12 protein-coding genes are annotated in these 19,769 nt (G+C 65.0%); 5 read left to right on the forward strand and 7 right to left on the reverse strand.

The window, feature by feature from the left end:
* Window positions 1–7: 7 nt before the first annotated feature.
* On the reverse strand, window positions 8–505 hold the full coding sequence (locus L1P09_RS14965) for a GNAT family N-acetyltransferase (RefSeq protein WP_009683983.1): 498 nt from the start codon (window positions 503–505) through the stop codon (window positions 8–10).
* 130 nt (window positions 506–635) lie between these two features.
* Here L1P09_RS14965 and L1P09_RS14970 point away from each other — a divergent pair, with 130 nt between their 5' ends.
* The 3 genes from L1P09_RS14970 (at window position 636) to L1P09_RS14980 (ending at window position 4,269) form a co-directional block, all read left to right on the forward strand.
* Window positions 636–1,115: a hypothetical protein gene (locus tag L1P09_RS14970; RefSeq protein WP_054905221.1), complete on the forward strand. Its 480-nt coding sequence runs from the start codon at window positions 636–638 to the stop codon at window positions 1,113–1,115.
* Window positions 1,116–1,173: 58 nt separating this feature from the next.
* Window positions 1,174–2,745, forward strand: coding sequence for a sensor domain-containing diguanylate cyclase (locus L1P09_RS14975; protein ID WP_235767789.1), 1,572 nt, complete (start codon window positions 1,174–1,176; stop codon window positions 2,743–2,745).
* 186 nt (window positions 2,746–2,931) lie between these two features.
* Window positions 2,932–4,269: an MFS transporter gene (locus L1P09_RS14980; RefSeq protein ID WP_054905239.1), complete on the forward strand. Its 1,338-nt coding sequence runs from the start codon at window positions 2,932–2,934 to the stop codon at window positions 4,267–4,269.
* Window positions 4,270–4,845: 576 nt separating this feature from the next.
* Here the strand turns inward: L1P09_RS14980 and L1P09_RS14985 are convergent.
* From L1P09_RS14985 to L1P09_RS14995, 3 genes are read right to left on the reverse strand one after another with little or no spacing between them, the layout of a single operon-like run.
* Entirely contained in the window at window positions 4,846–7,992 is a 3,147-nt protein-coding gene (locus L1P09_RS14985; protein WP_235767790.1) for an efflux RND transporter permease subunit, read from the reverse strand.
* 16 nt (window positions 7,993–8,008) lie between these two features.
* Window positions 8,009–9,208, reverse strand: coding sequence for an efflux RND transporter periplasmic adaptor subunit (locus L1P09_RS14990; RefSeq protein ID WP_054911915.1), 1,200 nt, complete (start codon window positions 9,206–9,208; stop codon window positions 8,009–8,011).
* A complete protein-coding gene (locus L1P09_RS14995; protein ID WP_235767791.1) occupies window positions 9,201–10,454 on the reverse strand; it encodes a TolC family protein in 1,254 nt (417 codons plus the stop codon). Before L1P09_RS14995 ends, L1P09_RS14990 begins: the two co-directional genes overlap by 8 nt.
* A 237-nt stretch (window positions 10,455–10,691) precedes the next feature.
* Between L1P09_RS14995 and aroQ the strand changes: the two genes are divergently transcribed.
* Window positions 10,692–11,141, forward strand: a complete 450-nt coding sequence (gene aroQ, locus L1P09_RS15000) for a type II 3-dehydroquinate dehydratase (RefSeq protein WP_192440284.1) — start codon at window positions 10,692–10,694, stop codon at window positions 11,139–11,141.
* A complete protein-coding gene (locus L1P09_RS15005; protein ID WP_009682786.1) occupies window positions 11,138–11,986 on the forward strand; it encodes a shikimate dehydrogenase in 849 nt (282 codons plus the stop codon). Before aroQ ends, L1P09_RS15005 begins: the two co-directional genes overlap by 4 nt.
* A gap of 53 nt (window positions 11,987–12,039) precedes the next feature.
* On the opposite strand, the gene L1P09_RS15010 is transcribed toward L1P09_RS15005, so the two are convergent.
* The 3 genes from L1P09_RS15010 to L1P09_RS15020 form a co-directional block, all read right to left on the reverse strand.
* Window positions 12,040–12,591: a DUF4174 domain-containing protein gene (locus L1P09_RS15010; protein WP_009682785.1), complete on the reverse strand. Its 552-nt coding sequence runs from the start codon at window positions 12,589–12,591 to the stop codon at window positions 12,040–12,042.
* Window positions 12,592–12,797: 206 nt separating this feature from the next.
* Window positions 12,798–17,225 carry an NEL-type E3 ubiquitin ligase domain-containing protein gene (locus L1P09_RS15015; RefSeq protein WP_235767792.1) on the reverse strand — a complete coding sequence of 1,476 codons (4,428 nt, stop codon included), beginning with the start codon at window positions 17,223–17,225 and terminating at the stop codon, window positions 12,798–12,800.
* Between the two features lie 78 nt (window positions 17,226–17,303).
* The gene (locus L1P09_RS15020) at window positions 17,304–19,664 is read right to left on the reverse strand and encodes a DNA polymerase II (RefSeq protein ID WP_054905227.1); all 2,361 of its coding nucleotides are present in this window, start codon (window positions 19,662–19,664) and stop codon (window positions 17,304–17,306) included.
* Window positions 19,665–19,769: the final 105 nt, after the last annotated feature.

Here is a 19,769-nt window from a genome sequence, read left to right on the forward strand (position 1 = left end):
GGCCTGCTCAGCCCAAGCGCAGTTGCATGTGCGTGGTTTGCCAGACCGGGTCTGGCTCCACGTCCACGACAGCGAAGCCTTGCCGCTCCCAGAACGTGATGGCCCCCGGCAGGAATGGGTGGGTATGCAGGTAGAGGCAACCGATGCCGGCCTGCAGCGCCTGCTGGCGCAAGGCGCCGAACAACGCGGCGGCAAGCCCGCGCCTGCGGTACGCCGGCAGCACGAACAGGCGCACCACTTCAACGACGCGCTCGCCAGCATAATCAAGTTGGCTGAAACGGTGGTCGTAGGGCAGGTAGCCGATCACCCCGACCAGGCGCTCATCAACCCGGGCTTCCAGGAAGCAGCCCTCGCCTTCAAGGTAGGTTTCGCTGAAATGCGCCAGGTCCCGGGGCAACGGTGCATTGGCCAGCGCCGGAAACAGCTCGCGGCGCGCGCTGTCGACAAACGCCAGCACTTGGCCAATGGCATCGCGGGTAACAGGTTGCAACGTCCAGTTCGGCATAAGGTTCAAGCCTGAGTGTTGGGTGCACGGTTCTAACCCAGCCGGCCGTACAAGGCAAATCGCAGGGCTCGTCGCGGCAGGGCTGACCTCGCTATAATCGGCAGCCTTCACTGCCCGACCAGGCCACGCCATGCCTCGCATCCAGAAGTTGCTGTTGCCGCTGTTGCTGATTGCTGCCGTTGCCGCCTGCGACCAGAAGCCCTCCCGTGAAGAGCAGATTCTTGCCCAGCTGCCGCTGCAGGATGCCTACGACCACAACATCGAACGCATGGCCGGGCTGCTGGCCCGCCAGCACCCACGGCTGGCGCGTACCACCATCGAAGATGTGCTGCGCAAGCATCTGACGGTAGAAGACCAGCGCCAGGACCTGTTCCGCCTCTACAGCAAGGAGCATTTCAGTGACGCCGAGTTCGCCACCATTGTCGCGGCCACCCAGGACCCGGCCAAGGCCCGTGCTCTGGAAAACACCGATGCTGGCCGGCAACTGAGCGACAAACTCACCGGCCTGATGCGTGAAACCGCCCGCGACCCCAAGGTGCAAGCATTGGCCGAGCAGCGCATGCAGCAGGTGCAAGACGAACTGAACGCCTTGGAAAAGGCAGGTTCATGAGCGCGACCGGCACGGTCGCTTCCGTTTCGTAGCCCTATTCGAACACTCGAGGTCAGGATTGCCACACGCCAAGCACGGACTGCGCCTGGATCTACGCACACTCATTCTGGTGCTGTGCGCCCTTACTGCCGTGGTCATGCTGTGCGCCAGCTATTTCGCCAGCTACCGGGTACAGCGCCAATTGCTGATCGACCACGCGCTGGAAGCCAACCGGGTGTATGCGGCCAAGCTGGCCAGCATCACCGATGCATTCATCGGTAGTGCCTTGCAGCAACTGGCGTTCAGCGCCAGCGAGCAAGGCCGGCAACTGGACGATCCCGCCGCCTTGCAGCGCGAGACCGACCGGGTGCTGGGCCAGAGCATGGCGTTCAATTCCACGTTCGTGATCGATGCCAATGGCGTGCTGCTGGCGATATCCCCCGCGCCGCTACGCCACATGGTCGGCACCCGGATGCAATCGCCCGGTGTGCAGGAGGCATTGCAGGAGCGCCGCGCGCTGGTGTCGACACCCTATCTGTCGGCGGCCAACAACCTGGTGGTGGCGCTGACGCAACCGGTCGTCGACGCCAACGGCCGCTACCTGGGGTATGTCGGTGGCAGCCTTTACCTGCGGGAACGCAACATCCTCAACCGCCTGCTCGGCGAGCACTTTTACAAGGACGGTTCGTACCTGTATGTGATCGACCGCAATCGCCGGCTGCTCTACCACCCCGACAGCCAGCGGGTGGGTACCGTCGTGCAGGGCAATGAGCTGATCGACCAACTGACCAACCTGGGCAACGGCACACGCCAGCTGACCAACAGCCAAGGTGTGGAGATGGTCGCCGGCTTCGCCACCGTGCCCAGCGCCGGCTGGGGCGTGGTGGCACAGCAGCCACTGGCACAAACCATGATGCCGCTCAGCCGCCTGGTGCTGAACGTGGTCGGTATTTCCGCGCCGCTGGCCCTGATAGGCTGCTTGCTGCTGTGGTGGCTGGCCCTGACCATCGCCCGCCCACTGTGGCAACTGGCTGCAGGTGCCCGCTCGATGGACCGCCCCGGCACCGCTGAGCGCTTGCATCGCGTGCGGGCCTGGTACTTCGAGGCCGCAGAGCTCAAGCGCGCCTTGCTGTTCGGCTTGAACTTGCTGCAGGCGCGCATCGGCAGGCTCAACCGCGATGCCCAGACCGACCCCCTGACAGGCCTGGGCAACCGCCGCAGCCTGGAGCTCAACCTGTCGCTGCTGGAAGCCGAAGGCCGGGCATTTGCAGCCATCGTGCTGGATATCGACCACTTCAAGCAGGTCAACGACAAGCATGGGCATGTGGTCGGTGACCAGGTGCTGCAGCGGCTGGCCGAGCTGATGCGCCGCTGTTGCCGCGAGGGTGACCTGCTTTGCCGCACCGGCGGTGAAGAATTTCTCATGCTGCTGCCTGGGACCAGCCTGGAGGTGGCCGCCGCGGTCGCTGAGCGCCTGCGGGTGACGGTGCAGGAAACGCCGATCCAGCCGGTGGGCGCGGTGACCCTGTCACTGGGGGTGGCCCACTGGAGCGGCGAGCCGGGGCGCGAGCCGGAAACCGTGCTGAGCGAGGCTGACCTGGCGCTGTACCGGGCCAAGCAGGAAGGGCGCAATCGCGTCGCTGTCGCCTGATTGCCTGGCGCCCGCTGCGCTGCCGGGCACACGCCGTGTCGATGGCGGTTGATTCAGGTATCCCGAGGTCGTCCTCGACAAAGCGCCTTGCGCTGCCCGGTTATCTACTGGCAGGCATAACAATGATGGCGCGGCCAGACCGCACCACGTTCATCATGCCTGCCAATGGAATCGGAGAGCACCCGCATGCCCGCACCTCATGAGGTATCCCCCGCCACCCTGCGCAGGGTGATCGCCGCCTCGGCCATCGGCAACTTCGTCGAATGGTTCGACTTTGCCGTATACGGCTTTCTCGCCACGCTGATCGCCAGCCAGTTCTTTGCCAGCGAAGATTCCAGCGTCGCCTTGCTCAAGACCTTTGCCGTGTTCGCGGTGGCCTTCGCCTTGCGCCCCCTGGGCGGTATCGTGTTCGGCGCCCTCGGCGATCGGCTGGGGCGCAAGCGCATCCTCTCGCTGACCATCTTGCTGATGGCCGGCTCCACCACCCTGATCGGCCTGCTGCCGACCTACGCCAGCATCGGCCTGGCCGCGCCGGTATTGCTGACCTTGGCGCGCTGCCTGCAGGGGTTTTCTGCCGGTGGCGAATACGCCGGGGCCTGCGCCTACCTGATGGAACACGCGCCCAACGACAAGCGGGCTTTCTACGGCAGCTTCGTACCGGTTTCGACCTTTTCCGCGTTCGCCTGTGCGGCGGTGATCGCCTATAGCCTGGAAGCCAGCCTGTCCAGCGAAGCCATGGCTGCCTGGGGCTGGCGCATTCCGTTCCTGATCGCCGCGCCACTGGGCCTGGTCGGCCTGTACCTGCGCTGGCGCATGGAAGAAACCCCGGCATTCCGGGAAGCCGTGGCCCAGGGCAAGGAGCACGAGCATTCGCCACTCAAGGAAACCCTGCGCCACCACGGCCGGGCCATTCGCAACCTGGGGGCGTTCATTTCGCTGACGGCGTTGTCGTTCTACATGTTCACCACCTACTTCGCCACCTACCTGCAACTGGTCGGCAACCTGACCCGGGCGCAGTCGCTGCTGGTCACCACCGTAGCCCTGCTGTTCGCCGCCATCGGCTGCCCGCTGGCGGGGGCGCTGTCGGACCGGTTCGGGCGGCGCAAGACCATCGGCTTCACCTGCCTTTGGGTGATGCTGTGCGTGTTCCCGGCCTACTGGCTGGCCAGCTCCGGCTCGATGCCGGGGGCCCTGCTGGGGGTGATTCTGCTGGCGGTCGGCGCGCTGTGCAGCGGGGTGGTGACTGCGGCATTGCTGTCGGAGAGCTTCCCGACCCGGACCCGCTACACCGCTTCTGCCATTACCTACAACGTGGCCTATACGCTGTTCGGTGGCACCGCGCCGCTGGTCGCGACCTGGCTGATCGGGCAGACCGGCAGCAGCCTGGCGCCGGCGTTCTACCTGGTGGTGATTGCGTTGGTGGCTTTGCTCGGCGGGCTGGCGTTGCCGGAAACGTCCCGGATATCGCTGCATGATGAACCCAACGCCGAGGGTGTAGGCCAAGGCGTTCAAGGCTCGGTTTGAGATCCTGGGGCTGCCTGGCAGCCCATCGCGACACAAGACCGCGTGTGTCTTGGGAGGGGATTAGAGTCTGGAGTGAGAGCGGTGAATGACAAGCTGAATGCCGCAGATGCCTAGAGCCCGCTCCCACAACGAATCGCGCAGGCTTTTCAAAATTTGAGCAAGACAGTTGCTCCTGCAAGTACGGCGGCAACTCCAAGCCAGCGCAGACCCCCTGTGGGAGCGGGCATGCCCGCGAACACCGGCGCAGCCGGTGCCAGACACCGCGTCGCCTGCTTCGCGGGCTTGCCCGCTCCCACAGGTTGAATCGCGCAGGCTTCAAATTTTGAGAAAGACAGTTGCTGCTGCAAGTACGGCGGCCACTCCAAGCCAGCGCAGACCCCCTGTGGGAGCGGGCATGCCCGCGAACACCGGCGCAGCCGGTGCCAGACACCGCGTCGCCTGCTTCGCGGGCTTGCCCGCTCCCAGAGGTTGAATCGCGCAGGCTTTTCAAATTTTGAGAAAGACAGTTACTCCCACCAGGCACACCCTGCAGGGTGGAGGTGTGCCGCGATGGGCCGCCTCAGCGGCCTCAGGGCTTTACCCCTCCTGCGCCTCTTCGCGTCGATAAGCCCATTGGTACAACGCCGGCAATACCAGCAAGGTCAAGGCGGTCGAAGACAGGATTCCGCCAATCACCACGGTCGCCAACGGCCGCTGCACCTCAGCCCCGGTGCCCGTCGCCAAGGCCATGGGAATGAAGCCCAGTGACGCCACCAGCGCGGTCATCAGTACCGGGCGCAAACGGGTCAGCGCGCCCTCCTCGACCGCCGCCCGCAGCGTTCGCCCCTGCTCACGCAAGCCGCGGATGAAGGCAATCATCACCAGGCCATTGAGCACGGCCACCCCCGACAGGGCAATGAAGCCCACGCCAGCGGAAATCGACAAGGGAATGTCGCGCAACCACAGGGCCAGGACGCCCCCTGTGAGGGCGAACGGAATTCCAGTGAACACCAGCAGGCCATCCCTGAGGTTGTTGAACATCATCAACAGCAACGCCATGACCAGCAGCAAGGCCACTGGCACCACCACTTGCAGGCGCTCGGCCGCCGATTGCAGCTGTTCGAACTGGCCACCCCAGCGTGTCCAGTACCCAGGCGGTATCGGCACCTGGCCGCGCAATACCTGCTCGGCCTCCTGCACGAACGAGCCCAGGTCGCGCCCCCGCACGTTGGCGCTGACCACCACCACCCGCTTGCCGTCTTCGCGGCTGACCTGATTCGGCCCCAGTTGCAGGTCAAGGGTGGCCACCTGCGACAGCGGGATGAAGCCGATCTGCCCGGTGCCCGCAGCCCCACTGGCCGGCACCGGGATCAGCAGGCTGGCCAGCCCATCCACGTCGGTACGCAAGGTTTCCGACAGGCGCACCACCATATCGAATCGCCGGTCACCTTCATACAAGGTGCCCGCCTTGCGGCCGCCCACCGCGGTGGCGATGGCATCCTGCACATCGCCCACGTTCAGGCCATGGCGGGCAGCCTTGTCGCGGTCGATGTCGATGGTCAGCACCGGCAGGCCCGTGGTCTGCTCGACCTTCACCTCGGACGCACCGGGTACGCCCTGCAGGCTGCCGGCGATCTGTGCGGCAGTACGGTTGAGCACCTGCATGTCGTCACCGAACAGCTTCACCGCCACATCACTGCGCACACCGGAAATCAGCTCGTTGAAACGCAACTGGATCGGCTGCGACAACTCATAATTGCTGCCGGGAACACTGGCGGCGGCACGTTGCACGTCGGCGATCAGCGCCTCGCGTGACTTACCGGGGTCGATCCATTGCTCGCGCGGGCGCAGCATCACATAGGCATCGGAAATATTCGGCGGCATCGGGTCGGCAGCGATCTCGGCGGTACCGGTACGGGCAAACACCCGCTCCACCTCGGGCACCTGGGCGATGATGGCCTGCTCCAGGCGCTGCTGCATGTCCACCGATTGCGACAGGCTGGTGCCCGGCACACGCAGGGCCTGCAGGGCAAAATCACCCTCGCTGAGGCTGGGGATGAATTCACTGCCCATGCGGCTGGCCATTACCCCGGACAACAGCACCAAGGCCGCTGCCCCGGCAAATGCACGCCGGCGCCGGCCCAGCACCCAGGCCAGCACCGGCGCATAACGCTGCCGCGCGGTGCGCATTACCAGGCCCTCTTCTTCCTTGACCTTGCCGGTGACGAACAGGGCGATCGCAGCGGGTACGAAGGTCACCGAAAGGAGCATCGCGCCAAGCAGGGCGATGACCACGGTGAAGGCCATGGGGTGGAACATCTTGCCTTCGACCCCGGTCAGGGCAAAGATCGGCAGGTACACCACCATGATGATCAACTGCCCGTAGATCAGTGGCCGCCGTGCTTCACGGGCGGCGGCAAACACCTCGTGCAAGCGCTCGCTGCGCGTCAGCATGCGGCCATGCCGTTGCTGGGCATGCGCCAGTCGGCGGATGGCGTTTTCCACGATCACCACCGCGCCGTCGACAATGATGCCGAAATCCAGCGCGCCCAGGCTCATCAGGTTGGCGCTGACCTTGTTGGCGAACATGCCCGTGAAGGTAAACAGCATCGACAATGGAATGACCATGGCGGTGATCAGTGCCGCGCGAATGTTCCCCAGGAACAGGAACAGCACGGCGATCACCAGAATGGCCCCCTCGATCAGGTTCTTCTTCACCGTGGCGATGGCCTTTTCCACCAGGTTCGTGCGGTCGTACACGGTCACCGCCGACACCCCTTCGGGCAGGCTGCGGTTGATCTCCACCAGTTTGGCAGCCACTGCCTGGGATACCGTGCGGCTGTTTTCGCCGATCAACATGAATACCGTGCCCAGCACCACCTCGCGGCCGTTTTCGGTCGCCGCCCCCGAGCGCAACGCTTCGCCGAGGCCTACCTGGGCAACGTGGCTGACGCGGATCGGGGTGCTGTCCACGCTGGAGATGACGATATTGGCGATATCATCGGCCGAGGCCACCTGGCCAGGCGCGCGGATCAGCAACTGCTCGCCGTTACGTTCGATGTAACCCGCGCCGACGTTGGCGTTGTTACGCTCCAGCGCCGCGACCAGGTCGTTGAGGGTGAGCGTGTAGGCCGCCAGGCGCTTGGGGTCCGGCGCAATCAGGTACTGCTTGGCGTGCCCGCCAATGCTGTTGACCTCTGCCACCCCGGGCACGTTGCGCAACTGCGGCTTGATGATCCAGTCCTGGATCACGCGCAGGTCGGTTGCGCTGTAGGGGGTGCCGTCTTCCTTCAGGGCCCCCTCTTCGGCTTCCACCGTCCACAGAAAAATCTCCCCCAGCCCGGTGGAGATCGGCCCCATGCCAGCCTCGATGCCCTCGGGCAGTTGCTCGCGCGCCACTTGCAGGCGCTCGTTGACCAACTGGCGGGCGAAGAACAGGTCGGTGCCGTCCTCGAAGATCACCGTGACCTGTGACAACCCCGAGCGCGACAGCGAGCGCGTCTGCTTGAGCCCGGGCAGGCCGGCCATGGCGGTTTCGATGGCGAAGGTGATGCGCTGCTCGGTCTCCAGGGGCGAGTAACCGGGTGCGGCCGTGTTGATTTGCACCTGGACGTTGGTGATATCCGGTACGGCGTCGATCGGCAACTGCCGGTAGCTGTGAATGCCCACCGCGGCCATCAGGACCACAGCCAGCATCACCACCAGGCGCTGCTCGATGGCAAATTGGATCAGGCGTTCGAACATGCAGGCGTCCCCCTGGTCAATGGCTGTGCTCGGCCGAGCCTTTGCCCAGCTCCGACTTGAGAACGAAGCTGCCGGCGGCAGCCACCTGGGTTCCGGCGGCCAGGCCGCTGGTGATTTCCACCTGCCCGGCATCGCGACGGCCGGTGGTTACGGGTCGGGCCTCGAAGCCCTGCTCGGTACGGGCAAATACCACGGTCTGCGCGTCCAGGCTTTGCAGGGCGATTTCAGGCACCACTACCGCAGCCTCGAAACGTTCGATGCTGACCGCAACATTGACGAACAAACCGGGGCGCCAGGCGCCGTCAGGGTTGGCCAGGCTGGCACGGACGGTGGCGGCACGGTTCTGTTCGCCGAGCAGGCTGCCAACGTAATTGACCTTGCCTTCGACCTGGGCCCCCAGGTCTGGCGCGCTGACCATGACCGTACGGCCGGTGCGTACCTTGTCCAACTCACGCGGTGCCACGGCGAAAGTCGCCCACACCCGGCTCAGGTCAGACAGGGTGAAGGCGTTGCTGGTCGCGTCGACCACCTCACCCACGCTCAGGTGTTTCTCCACGACCACGGCGTCGAACGGTGCGCGCAGTTCATAGCGGTTGCCGGCACCTGCCGGCCCCACCGCCGCGACCTTCTGCCGGGCATTGGCCAAGGCTATTTCGGCCTCCTGCAGCGCCTGGCGCGCTTGCAGGTAATCCTGCTCGGCGCTGATGCGCTCCTGCCACAGCTGTTGTTCGCGGCGCAAGGTCAGGCGCGCCAGCTCAAGGCGGCGTTGGGCAGCCTGCTGCTCGCTGCGCAGGTCAGAGATCTGCTGGCTGGCGATTACCGCCAGCACCTGCCCGCGCTTGACCGCCTGGCCCAATTCGGCCTGGACTGCCTCGACCACACCCGGCACCCGCGGTACCACGTGGGCGGTGCGGTCCTCGTCAAAACGGATTTCACCGGGGAAGTTTATGGCTGTACCCAGCGCGCGCGGCCCGGCAGCAACCAACTGCACCCCGGCAGCTTCGATCTGGGCGATGGACAGGTGCACCTGCCCTTGTTCATCGTCGTGCTCTGTTTCTGCATGGCCTTCGGCGGCGTCCGCCTCGCCATGCTCATGGCTGTCTTCAGCTGGCTGGGCAGTGGCTGCCTGGCCGAGTGTACCGGTCCAGGCCAGGCCACCGAGGCCTAACGCGGCCAGGGTGGCTGCCAGAAGGGCCAACTTGCGTGGGTTAGTCATTGCTGCTCCTGCTGGTCATTGGGTTGCCCATGTCATCGAGGTCGCCGTAGATACGCTCGACCCGCGCGCGTGCATCGGCAGCCGTGGCCAGGGCCTCGAGGTACAGGCCACGGGCCTCGATCAGCGTGCGCTGGGCATCGAGTACATCGAGAAAAGCAAACTTGCCCATTTCGAAACCACGGGTGGCGGTGTCCACGGCTTGCTGTGCAGCCGGCAGGATGGTGCGGTCGTAGGCCGCCACCTCCTGCATGGCCGTGGCCCATTGGTCGACGGCGCTGCGGGTTTCGCTGCGCAAGCGCAGGGCCACGGCATTGCGCAAGTCACGCGCCTGGTCGGCACGGCGCGCCGCCGCCAGCACGTTGCCCTGGTTACGGTCGAACAACGGCAGCGGCATGGACAGGCCAACCACGTTCACCCGCTCGCGCTCTTCGCGGCTGTACTGGCTGCCAAGGCTGACGGTGAGGTTGGGAATGCGCTGAGCCTTTTCCGTGCCCAACGCCGCATCGCCACGCTCGACCTGGGCGGCGGCCAGGCGCCACTCGACCGTTTGCTCGACGTGGGCGAGCAAGGTGTCAGGACTGGGCGCGGCCCCAAGCGAAAGGTTGGCCGCCTGCAAGCTGTCGAAGCTGGCCAGCGGGCTGCCGGTCAAACGCGCCAGGGCCTGGTAGGCCACGCTACGCTGGGTTTGCGCGCGGCGCAGTTGGGCCTCGGCCTGGGCCAGTTGCACCTGGGCGCGGGTGGCCTCCACGGGCGATGACTGGCCGGCAGTGACCCGCCCCTGCACCACCCGCAAGCCGCGGGTGGTCAAGGCCTGGGATTGCTGCGCCAGCTCCAGCGCGGTCTGTGCTCGCAAGGCGGCATGGAACGCCTGGACCACATCGGCACGCAGGCCATTGCGCTGGCGTTCCAGGTCAAGCCGGGCGATCGCCTGACCGAGGCCGGCCGCAGCGATGCGTGCAGCGCGCTTGCCGCCCAATTCCAGCGGCTGGCTGAGGGTGATGGTGGTGGTGCTGGTGTCCCGGCGCGTGTCCTCCACCTCCCACGCCAGCTCGGGGTTGGGCAGTAACCCGGCCTGGTGCCGCTCGCCGTCGGCAATGCCGATTTCGCGGCTGGTGGCAGCCAGTTCCGGGTTCTGGGCAAAAGCGGCGGCCAGCGCCTGGGGCAAGCTCAAGCGCTGGCTGGCGTGGGCGCTCGTAGCGCCAACCAGCAGCAGGCAGAGCAAGGCGAACTTGCGGGGGATGAGCACGGAACAGGTCCTCGTCGACGAAGGGTGGCGAGGGACTGTAGAGAAGGCTGGTTATCGGGGTGGTGGCATGAAAATTACAATTCTGTAAGGCGTGCAGCCTGTGCGCCAGCGCGCCTTGGCGGCGAACGCGGTTCGATAATCGCCCACTTTCCCAGCACGGCGGCTCCCCTCAATTGACGGAACTAACCAGTCAGTACAAAACTAGGCACATCCAACAACAACAAAGCGAAGCCCGTCATGACGCCCCTGATTCTCGTGCTCAACGGCCCCAACCTGAACATGCTGGGCACCCGAGAGCCGGCCCAGTATGGTTACGAAACCCTCGCCGACCTTGGCCAACACTGCGCCAACACTGCCAATGCCCACGGCCTGGAAGTCGAATTCCGGCAAACCAACCATGAAGGTGAACTGATCGACTGGATCCACGCCGCGCGCAATCGCTGCGCCGGTATCGTGATCAATCCAGGTGCCTGGACCCACACCTCGGTAGCCATTCGCGATGCGCTGGTGGCCAGCGAAGTACCGGTCATCGAAGTGCACCTGTCCAATGTGCACAAACGTGAACCGTTCCGCCACGTGTCGTTCGTTTCGTCGATCGCGGTCGGCGTCATCTGCGGCCTGGGAAGCCACGGCTACCGCATGGCCATCAGCCACTTCGCCGAACTGCTCAAGGAGCGTGCAGCATGAGCCAGCCTGCCATCCTTGCCGGCCTGATCGGCCGGGGTATCCAACTGTCGCGCACCCCGGCCCTGCACGAGCACGAAGGCGATGCCCAGGCCCTGCGCTATCTGTACCGGCTGATCGACGCCGACCAGTTGCAACTGGACGACAGCGCCCTGCCCGGCCTGCTCGACGCTGCGCAGCACACGGGTTTTACCGGCCTGAACATCACCTACCCGTTCAAGCAGGCGATCCTGCCTTTGCTCGACGAGCTGTCGGATGAAGCGCGCGGCATCGGCGCGGTCAACACCGTGGTACTCAAGGACGGCAAGCGGGTTGGCCACAACACCGATTGCCTGGGCTTTGCCGAAGGTTTGCGCCGCGGCCTGCCCGATGTGGCCCGCCGCAAGGTGGTGCAGATGGGGGCTGGCGGCGCGGGCTCGGCGGTGGCGCATGCCTTGCTGGGCGAAGGGGTTGAACAGCTGGTGTTGTTCGAAGTGGATACCGCCCGCGCTCAGGCACTGGTCGACAACCTGAATGCGCATTTCGGTGCGGGGCGGGCAATGCTTGGCGGTGACTTGGCCACGGCACTGGCCGATGCGGACGGGCTGGTCAACACCACCCCGGTCGGCATGGCCAAGCTACCCGGCACGCCGCTGCCAGTGGCGCTGCTGCATGCACGGCTGTGGGTGGCGGAGATCATCTACTTCCCGCTGGAAACCGAACTGCTGCGCGCTGCACGGGCGCTGGGCTGCCGCACACTGGACGGTAGCAACATGGCGGTGTTCCAGGCTGTGAAGGCATTCGAACTGTTCAGCGGCCGGCAGGCTGACGCCGCGCGGATGCAGGCACATTTCGCCAGCTTCTCCTGACTGAGCCAGGCCTGCGTGGCAACGGCCCTGAGCAAGCTCAGGGCCGCACCCGGTCAGTCTTCCAGCGGCTTGGGCGGGGCGGCAGGCTTGGCCGGTTTGGCAGGTTTGCTGTCTTTGGCCTTGGTTTGCGGTGCGGCCGCCACCGGCTCTGGTGCGGTTACCGCCTTCTCGCTCGCGGGCAGCGCATCGACTGCCTCGAAGATCACCTGGGGATCGAGGGCGGTGTTGTCTTCGTCATCCTTGAGCACATGCCGCTCACCATCCTTGCCCACCAGAATCACCTTGGTGCCTTTGCTCGCCCCCAGCTTCAGTTCGCGGATCAGCGCCATGGTGGTTTGCTGCTCGAGGTTCTTGTCCTCCCGTTTGCCCATCATTTGCGCCACGCTGTACAGCACCAGGCTGCGCTCCTTGAATTTTGCCTGGGTAGCCGGGTCTTCGAGCGCTTTGTTGAGCCCACGCAGGGTGGGGTCGGCGCTGCTCGGCGCTATGACCACCAATGGCCGCGCCTTGCCCAGTTCCTTGGCCAACGGTGCGTCACTGTCAGCGGCATGCAAAGGGCCGGCAAGCGCGAGCAGGGTGGCGAGGGTCAGTGAGCGGACGAGCATGCATATCTCCTTATTCTCTCGATAAACCAAAGACTACAGATCATGGAGAAAGATCCGACGCGGGAGCCTAAACCAACAGCCCATGGCGTGCTTGCCACAAAGGTAACTTCCGATTTCCGTGACCGGGCGGCGAGGCCTGTGCAAACATCGCCGCCTGCTCTGAGCATAGCGCATAGCCACCGGCTGGCAGCGCTGCGCTGGCCGTTTCACCCCGTCGTGCTGTCGCCGGGCGCGTTTCTGTCCAGGGCTTCGAGGGTCAGTTGCAACAGCAGGGCATGCTCACGCTGCTGATTCCGAATCTGCAGCCGCTCGACCTGCGCTTCCTGGTTGCCCAGCGCCATCAGCCGCTCCAGTTCATCATGCATGTCCTGCGGCACTTGCAGGCGATCGGGGAAACTGCCCCGCAGGTAATCCTGCCAGAAGCGTTGCCTGGCAAGGTATTCAGCCATGCCGTCGCGGGTCTGCGCTGCCAGCACGAAGGCACGCGCCGAACGAAGGTCGGTGTCCTGCAGCCGGGCAATATCGGTATACAACATCTCCCCGGGCTGGGCGGGCAAATCCAGGGCCGTGCGCAAGGCAACACGGTAAGCCAGGGCGAATTCGAGTGACTCACTGCCGGCCCCCAACCGGCGGGCATGTTCTGCCGCGAACTGATCGAGCAACGCCAAGCGCCATAACTGCCCGCCGAGCCACAACAAGCCCTGCTCCGGGGGGCGCCCACCCTGCTGGCGGCGCGTACGCCATATCATCAAGCGCACTTCCAGGTCAGCGAAACGGGCAGTGGCGTTGTCTTGGCAATCCGTCGCCGCGGCGTGCCTGAACAGCTCCAGCCGCAGCGCAGTGTCTTCACTCATTGCTTCGAACATTTCCAGTACCCGGGCTGCCAGCGCGCAGGCGGTGGAGGAAAACTTGAATGCGCCGGAGGTGGTCAGTACGGACAACGTCTTGAAGAAGTCGTCCGATACCTCATCGGCTTCCAGATGAACCCACAACGCGGCCATTTCATCGCGACGTTCTGCCGCCACCAGGTCCAGATAACGGAACCGATACGGCACGCGACTTGCCTCGAGCCAATGCCAGCTGGAAGACGCCTGCGATGCTGCCGCCAGCAGGTTGCCCGACAGTTCGACCCGGCCCGCGCGCCACAAGTGTGACTGATGCAGGTCGTCAGGCAGCACTGAAATACTGTTGCCACTGAGGTCAAGCGTGTGCAGTTGCGGCGCGTCCAGCGTGCCGTAGGGAAACTCCGGCAATCGCGTGCGTGACAGGTGCAAGGCGTTGAGCTCGGTCATGGCGAACACGGAAAATGCCCGGCGCAAAGGGTTGTCCGAAAGGTTCAGGTACACCAGGGAGCGGCAACCGGCCAGGACCAGCGCCTGGCTTTCGTCGAGCTCGATCTGATTGCCTGACAGGTCGAGCACCTCCAGCCTTTGTGCCAGCATCTGAGGCAACGGCAGGCGCCTGAGCCGGCAATTGGTGATTTCCAGGTTGCGCAAGTTGGGAAACGCCTGCAGGAAATCGTCGGGCACCTGCTCCAGCCGCATGGCGCGCAAGGCCAGTATGGACACGTGCGCGAAACTCACTTGGGCCGGCAGGCCAGGCAGTTGGCGCAAACGGCTGCGGGTCTGGGTCAGCATGAAGCGCCCGCCCTGCACAGATGCCTGGTCCTGCAACTCGGGGACGAGCAAGCGCCAGCAGTCGATCAAGCCTTTTCTGAATTCACGTCGGGCAGTCAGTTCAGGTGTGGCAACAGCATTGAATACCCACCTGTCGAGGTGGCTGTTGAGCTGTCGGTATTGCGCCTCCAGGCCGTTCAACCTGGCCCGGGCATCGGCTGACGCCAACCATTGGCCAACCTGCTCGTCGCTGAAGGCCGGGTACAGGTCGCGCAGGCGTGCCTGCAGCGCCCGCGGCCTGAGCCGCCCGAACGCAGCCCATAACCTGCCGCCGGCCATGGGGTAGCCAATGCGGCCGTCAGCGAGCCGCAGCGGTGCCACGAAGGCGCCGCGGCGCTGGCCCATGCCAAGGGCGACCAGCACGGCTGGCCGCTGGTTGAAGGCGAGGTCTGCCACCGCCTGGCGCAGGGCGGGTGCGAACACAGCAGGCTGCCGGCTGGCCGCTCGTGCCTCGGCGTCGTACGCCGCCGCCAGTGTTTCGAACAGCTCCCCGGCAGCACCGGCGTTGGGCTGGGCACGGTCGTGCAAGCGAAACACCCCATGCTGGTGCAGCAGATCGAAGGTTGGGCCCGCGCCTTCGATTGTCAGCAGCGGCTCGCTGGCCTCACCGTCGAACAATCGCCAGCCTGGCCCTCCGGCCCCCGGCACCTGCCCCAGCAGGTTCAGCACAACCCGCGCCAGGTCGAGATTCTGTGGGGTATCGATGCGCAGCGCCTCGAAGACCCGCGCGGTTCGAATCCGCGTAACCTGCAGCCTGGCCGCCTCGGCCATGAACAGCGGCACGCGCCCGGTCTCTTGCAGGTGCTGCAGGTCGTCCTCGCCGGCATTGCGCATCACTTCCCTGGCCGCCAGGCGGTGCAGGCTGGCGAAGGCCCGTTGCAACGGGCAAGGGGTTTGCGGGCCGGTGTTGTGCTCCTCGTACATGGCTTGCAGCAGCTCCCGGCGCCCGGCCCAGGCCACTTCGGCCAGCGCGCGCCCGTGCAGCCCTGCCGCCTGGGGAAGGCTCAGCACCCGCGCCAGCAATTGCTGATCGGCGGTGGCGGCACCTTCGCGCAGTTGACCGACCAACGTGTGGATCCGCGCGGCGAACAGCAGCCGCTGCACCGTGTCAGCCAGCGCTGCCTCAGGTGCTCGGCCATACACATGCCATGCCCGCAAGTGCTGGTCGTCCAGCCCGTGGATGGCCAGCGCCTGGTCGATCTGCAGGTCATCGAGGTCGCTGTAGGGCTTGCCCAGGCGGCGGAACAGCTGGCGCGCGTCTGCCCATTCGGCGGGCTGCTCGCACCACAGCCGCCACGCACCGGCGCCATTGTGGCGGAGCAAGGGGGCATAGCCCTGGTAAGGGAGCAACTGCCATTGTTCATCGTTCTTGCGCCACGCCACCTCATACCAGTGACCGTCCATGCTGATCCAGCAGCGCTCGGCCAGGCGATACACCCCCTGCTCGTCCCGCACTGCGGTAGGCGGCGGGGTGCCACAACGGTAGGGTTCCAGGTCGGTGTTCCACAGTTTTTCCTCGCCACCTGGCAGCTGCGCCGGCACCAGTGGGTCTACCACGCTCCAGGCACGTCGCGCCGCCGCGACAACAGCAACGGTTGCACCAACGGTCAACAACCCTTTACCCACATTCAGCAGGTGGGCCAGCGCAGCATTGCGTTCGTTCTGTTGCCAGTCACTGACCGCCTGGAAGCTTTGCTCAAGCAGTTCCCAGGCCATCACACCCAGCATCACCGCGCCAATTGCGGGCACGAAAAGCCCTGCGATGCCGAGCAGGGTTTGCCCTTCAGCCTGTAAACGGCGGGCATGCTCGGCCTGAGCCTGGCGATCGAGCATCGCCACTGGCGGGGCGATGATCGCCGCGTCATCCTTGACCTGGCCAATCCAGTCATCAGCCAGGGCATCGAACAGCGGTAAACCATAGGCATGCGTCTGTTCATCAAGGCTGCGGGTCGCCCAGTGGGTGACATCGTCGAGCCGCTCACCCACGGCAGAGAAAAACCGCTGGCTGTCGCGACGGCGCACGAAGCGGCTGAAGAAACGCCGGTAGTCGTTCTTGCGCAAACGCTTGCCAAGCACCCGGCGGGCGTAGTGTTCCAGGTCGTTGCACACGCTCCAGGGGCCTGCGGGGTCGCCAGGTACATACACCAGGACGTACTTACTGGTGTTGTAGAACGTCCCCTCGGCAATGACATCCAGCACCACGATCTGCTGCATGCGGCAACCAAACAGTTCCAGCCGGCGGACGCTGACCGGCGATCCCGCGAGGGTGCCAAGCGTGTCATGCATGCACAGTTGCACCACCCAGTGCAGCTGGGCCGCGCTCAACATGCCCTGTGCGCTGGCTGCAAGCGCATCGGCCAGCATGCCATAGCGTTGGCGGCGAACCAGCAGCTCGCGCACGCTTGGCTGAAAAACACCCGCCAGGTGCGCCTGGTACTGCTGGCCAAGGTCCAGCGTGCGGCACAGCCTGACGAAAGCCGTTGCCGATAGCTCAGTACGCGTGGCGCCCAGCGCATCCACCAGGCAATTCTTGCGGGGCTGATCATGCTGCTCGGCCTCGGTGAAGTTGCCCAGCGCTGCCTCCAGCAGCGGCGTATCGTAGTAATCGCTGTCGGCGACCGGCAGCCGACCGGTCACATAACTGATGGTCGGCGACGTGAAGTAATACCATTGCCGCAGGCACACGCGGTCGGCATCCAGGGTGCCAAACCGGGCCAGCGCCTGCTGCAGCAAAGGCCGGCTGAAATCATCCAGGTTGCGCACCTGTGCCAGGGCTTGCGTCAGCCCTTCCCGGCAAGCCAGCAACTGCGACAGTGCCTGGCTCAGCAGCCGGTAGTCGGCCATCGTCAGCTTCGCCATCCAGGCCGGCAGCCGCTGTGCAATGTAATGGTCCTGGCAGGCTTGCGCGATGGCAAGCGCGTCGACCGCATTCGAAGGTGAAGTGGATTTGCCCTGCATCTGTGCCTCCGCGATGGCGTTGAGGCTAGAGTTTGTGCAGGTTCAGGGCATGCCGACGGCTAGCTATCTACTACCCGTTCAGAACAGCAGCAGTTGATGGTCGATCAGCCGCGCGAAGTCGTCGCCGACAAAAGGCAGGATGGCATCAGCCACCGGCTGCAACTGCCGGCTGATGTAATGATCATGGTCGATGGGGGCTTGCAGGTTTTCCAGCGGCTCTGGGCCTGCGGTGGTGATCACATAGCTGATCCAGCCGCCGCGCTGGTATTGCAGCGGGCGGCCCAGGCGCTTGTTGTAGTCGTCGGCCAGGCGTGCGGCACGCACATGGGGCGGGACATTGCGCTGATAGTCGGCCAGTGGCCGCCGCAAGCGCTTGCGATAGACCAGCAGCTCGTCGTTTTCACCCGCCAGCGTGCGCTGTACATAGTCACACAGGTAATCACGGTACGGCTCACCACGAAACACGCGTGCGTAGAGCTCCTGCTGAAACTGCCGGGCCAGCGGTGACCAGTCGGTGCGCACCGATTCCAGGCCCTTGAACACCATTTCTTCTGTGCCATCAGCCCGCTGCCTGAGCCCGGCATAGCGTTTCTTGCTGCCCTCGTCGGTACCACGGATGGTGGGCATCAGGAAACGCCGGTAATGCACCTCGAACTGAAGCTCGAGGGCGCAGTCCAGGTTCATGCTTTCGCGCAGGTGCGTTTGCCACCACTGGTTGACCTGGGCCACCAGCTCGCGACCGATGCGCACCGCGTCTTCCTCGGCATGGGCACCCTTGAGCCAGACGAAGGTGGAGTCGGTATCGCCATAGATCACGTCGAAACCCCGGGCCTCGATCAGCGCCCGGGTCTGGTGCATGATCTGGTGCCCACGCAAGGTGATGGACGAGGCCAGCCGGGGGTCGAAGAAGCGGCAACCGCTGGAACCCAGCACGCCGTAGAACGCGTTCATGATGATCTTCAGTGCCTGGGACAACGGCGAGTTACCCTCGCGTTTGGCCGCCTCCCTGCCCTGCCACACACGCTCGACGATGGCCGGCAGGCAATGCTGGCTGCGGGAAAAGCGCCCGCCACGGAAACCCTCCACCGAGTGCTCATCGTCAGGACGTTGCAAACCTTCCACCAGGCCCACCGGGTCGATCAGGAAGGTGCGAATGATCGAGGGGTACAGGCTTTTGTAATCCAGGACCAGTACCGAGTCGTACAAACCTGGGCGCGAGTCCATGACGAAGCCGCCAGGGCTGGCTTCGTCCGGGCGGCTGCCCAGGTTGGGCGCCACGTACCCCAGGCGGTGCATATGCGGAATGTACAAGTGGCAAAACGCGGCGACCGACCCGCCGCTGCGGTCCACCGCCAGGCCGGTAACCGATGAGCGTTCCAGCAGGAACTCGAGCAGGCGGGTGTGGGCGAAGATCCGCGTCACCAGCTCACAGTCCTTCAGGTTGTACCTTGCCAGGGCCGGTTTGTCTTCGGCGAAGCGCCGGTTGATTTCGTCCATGCGCTGGTACGGTGTGTCGATGGCTTTGCCTTCGCCGAGCAGCGTCTGGGCGACGTTTTCGAGGCTGAACGATGGGAAACTCCAGGTGGCCGAGCGCAGCGCCTCGATGCCATCGATCAACAAGCGCCCCGGGGCGTCGGCGAATACGTGGCCACCGCCGCCCTGGCTTCGCAAGGTCATGGCTGCGCCTCTGCGCCCCAAGGCCAGCGCTACCTGCAACGCCTTGGCGTGCTCATGCAGCACGCGCAGGTCGAACTGGATCAGGTTCCAGCCAATGATCGCGTCGGGGTCGTGCAGCGCCATCCACTGGTTCAGGCACACCAGCAGCTCGGCGCGGTCGGCGCAGTAGTGCAGATCGAAGTCTACCCCCGCCGGGTCGCCGTTGGGTTTGCCAAGCATGTATACCTGACGCTGGCCACAGCCCTCCAGGGCAATGCTGTACAACTCCCCACGTTCGCTGGTTTCGATGTCCAGCGACACCAGGCGCAGCGGTGGACGGTAACCTGCCAGCGGCCTGAGCTGAGCTTCGCAGAGCACGCCCTGTGCATCAGGCTTGCCGGTGAACTGCACGGGGGCGGTGATGAAGCGCTCCATCAGGTAGCGTTCGGGCGGGCGAATGTCGGCTTCGAAAACGTCGATGCCGGCGTTGCGCAGGCGTTGCTCCAGTTGCATCAGCTGCCGGTGCTGGCGGCAATACAGCCCCATGACCGGGCGCTGCTCGAAGTCCTTCAACTGCAAGGGCTTGAGCTGTACACCTGGCTCTTTGGCCAACAACACCCGGGCATGTTCAGCCTGCGCCAGCGGGATGAAAGCCACCGAGTCCTGAGGGGCAAGGCGCAATTGCCGGGGCCCCTGATCGGTAGCCAGCCAGAATTCCACGCAGGTCCCTTCGGGCGTGTCATGCCAATGCCGGGTCAGGACGAAGCCCTGCTGCAATTCCACCGCATCTACCTCTGAAGCGTATGATCAGGTGCTGATTCTACCGCTACCGGCACTGCCAGCGGTGGCTGGGCAGCCCCTGCAGGCGCCACCCGGCCCCTGTAGCCC

This window comes from Pseudomonas juntendi (genome assembly GCF_021560075.1).
Lineage (GTDB): Bacteria > Pseudomonadota > Gammaproteobacteria > Pseudomonadales > Pseudomonadaceae > Aquipseudomonas > Aquipseudomonas juntendi.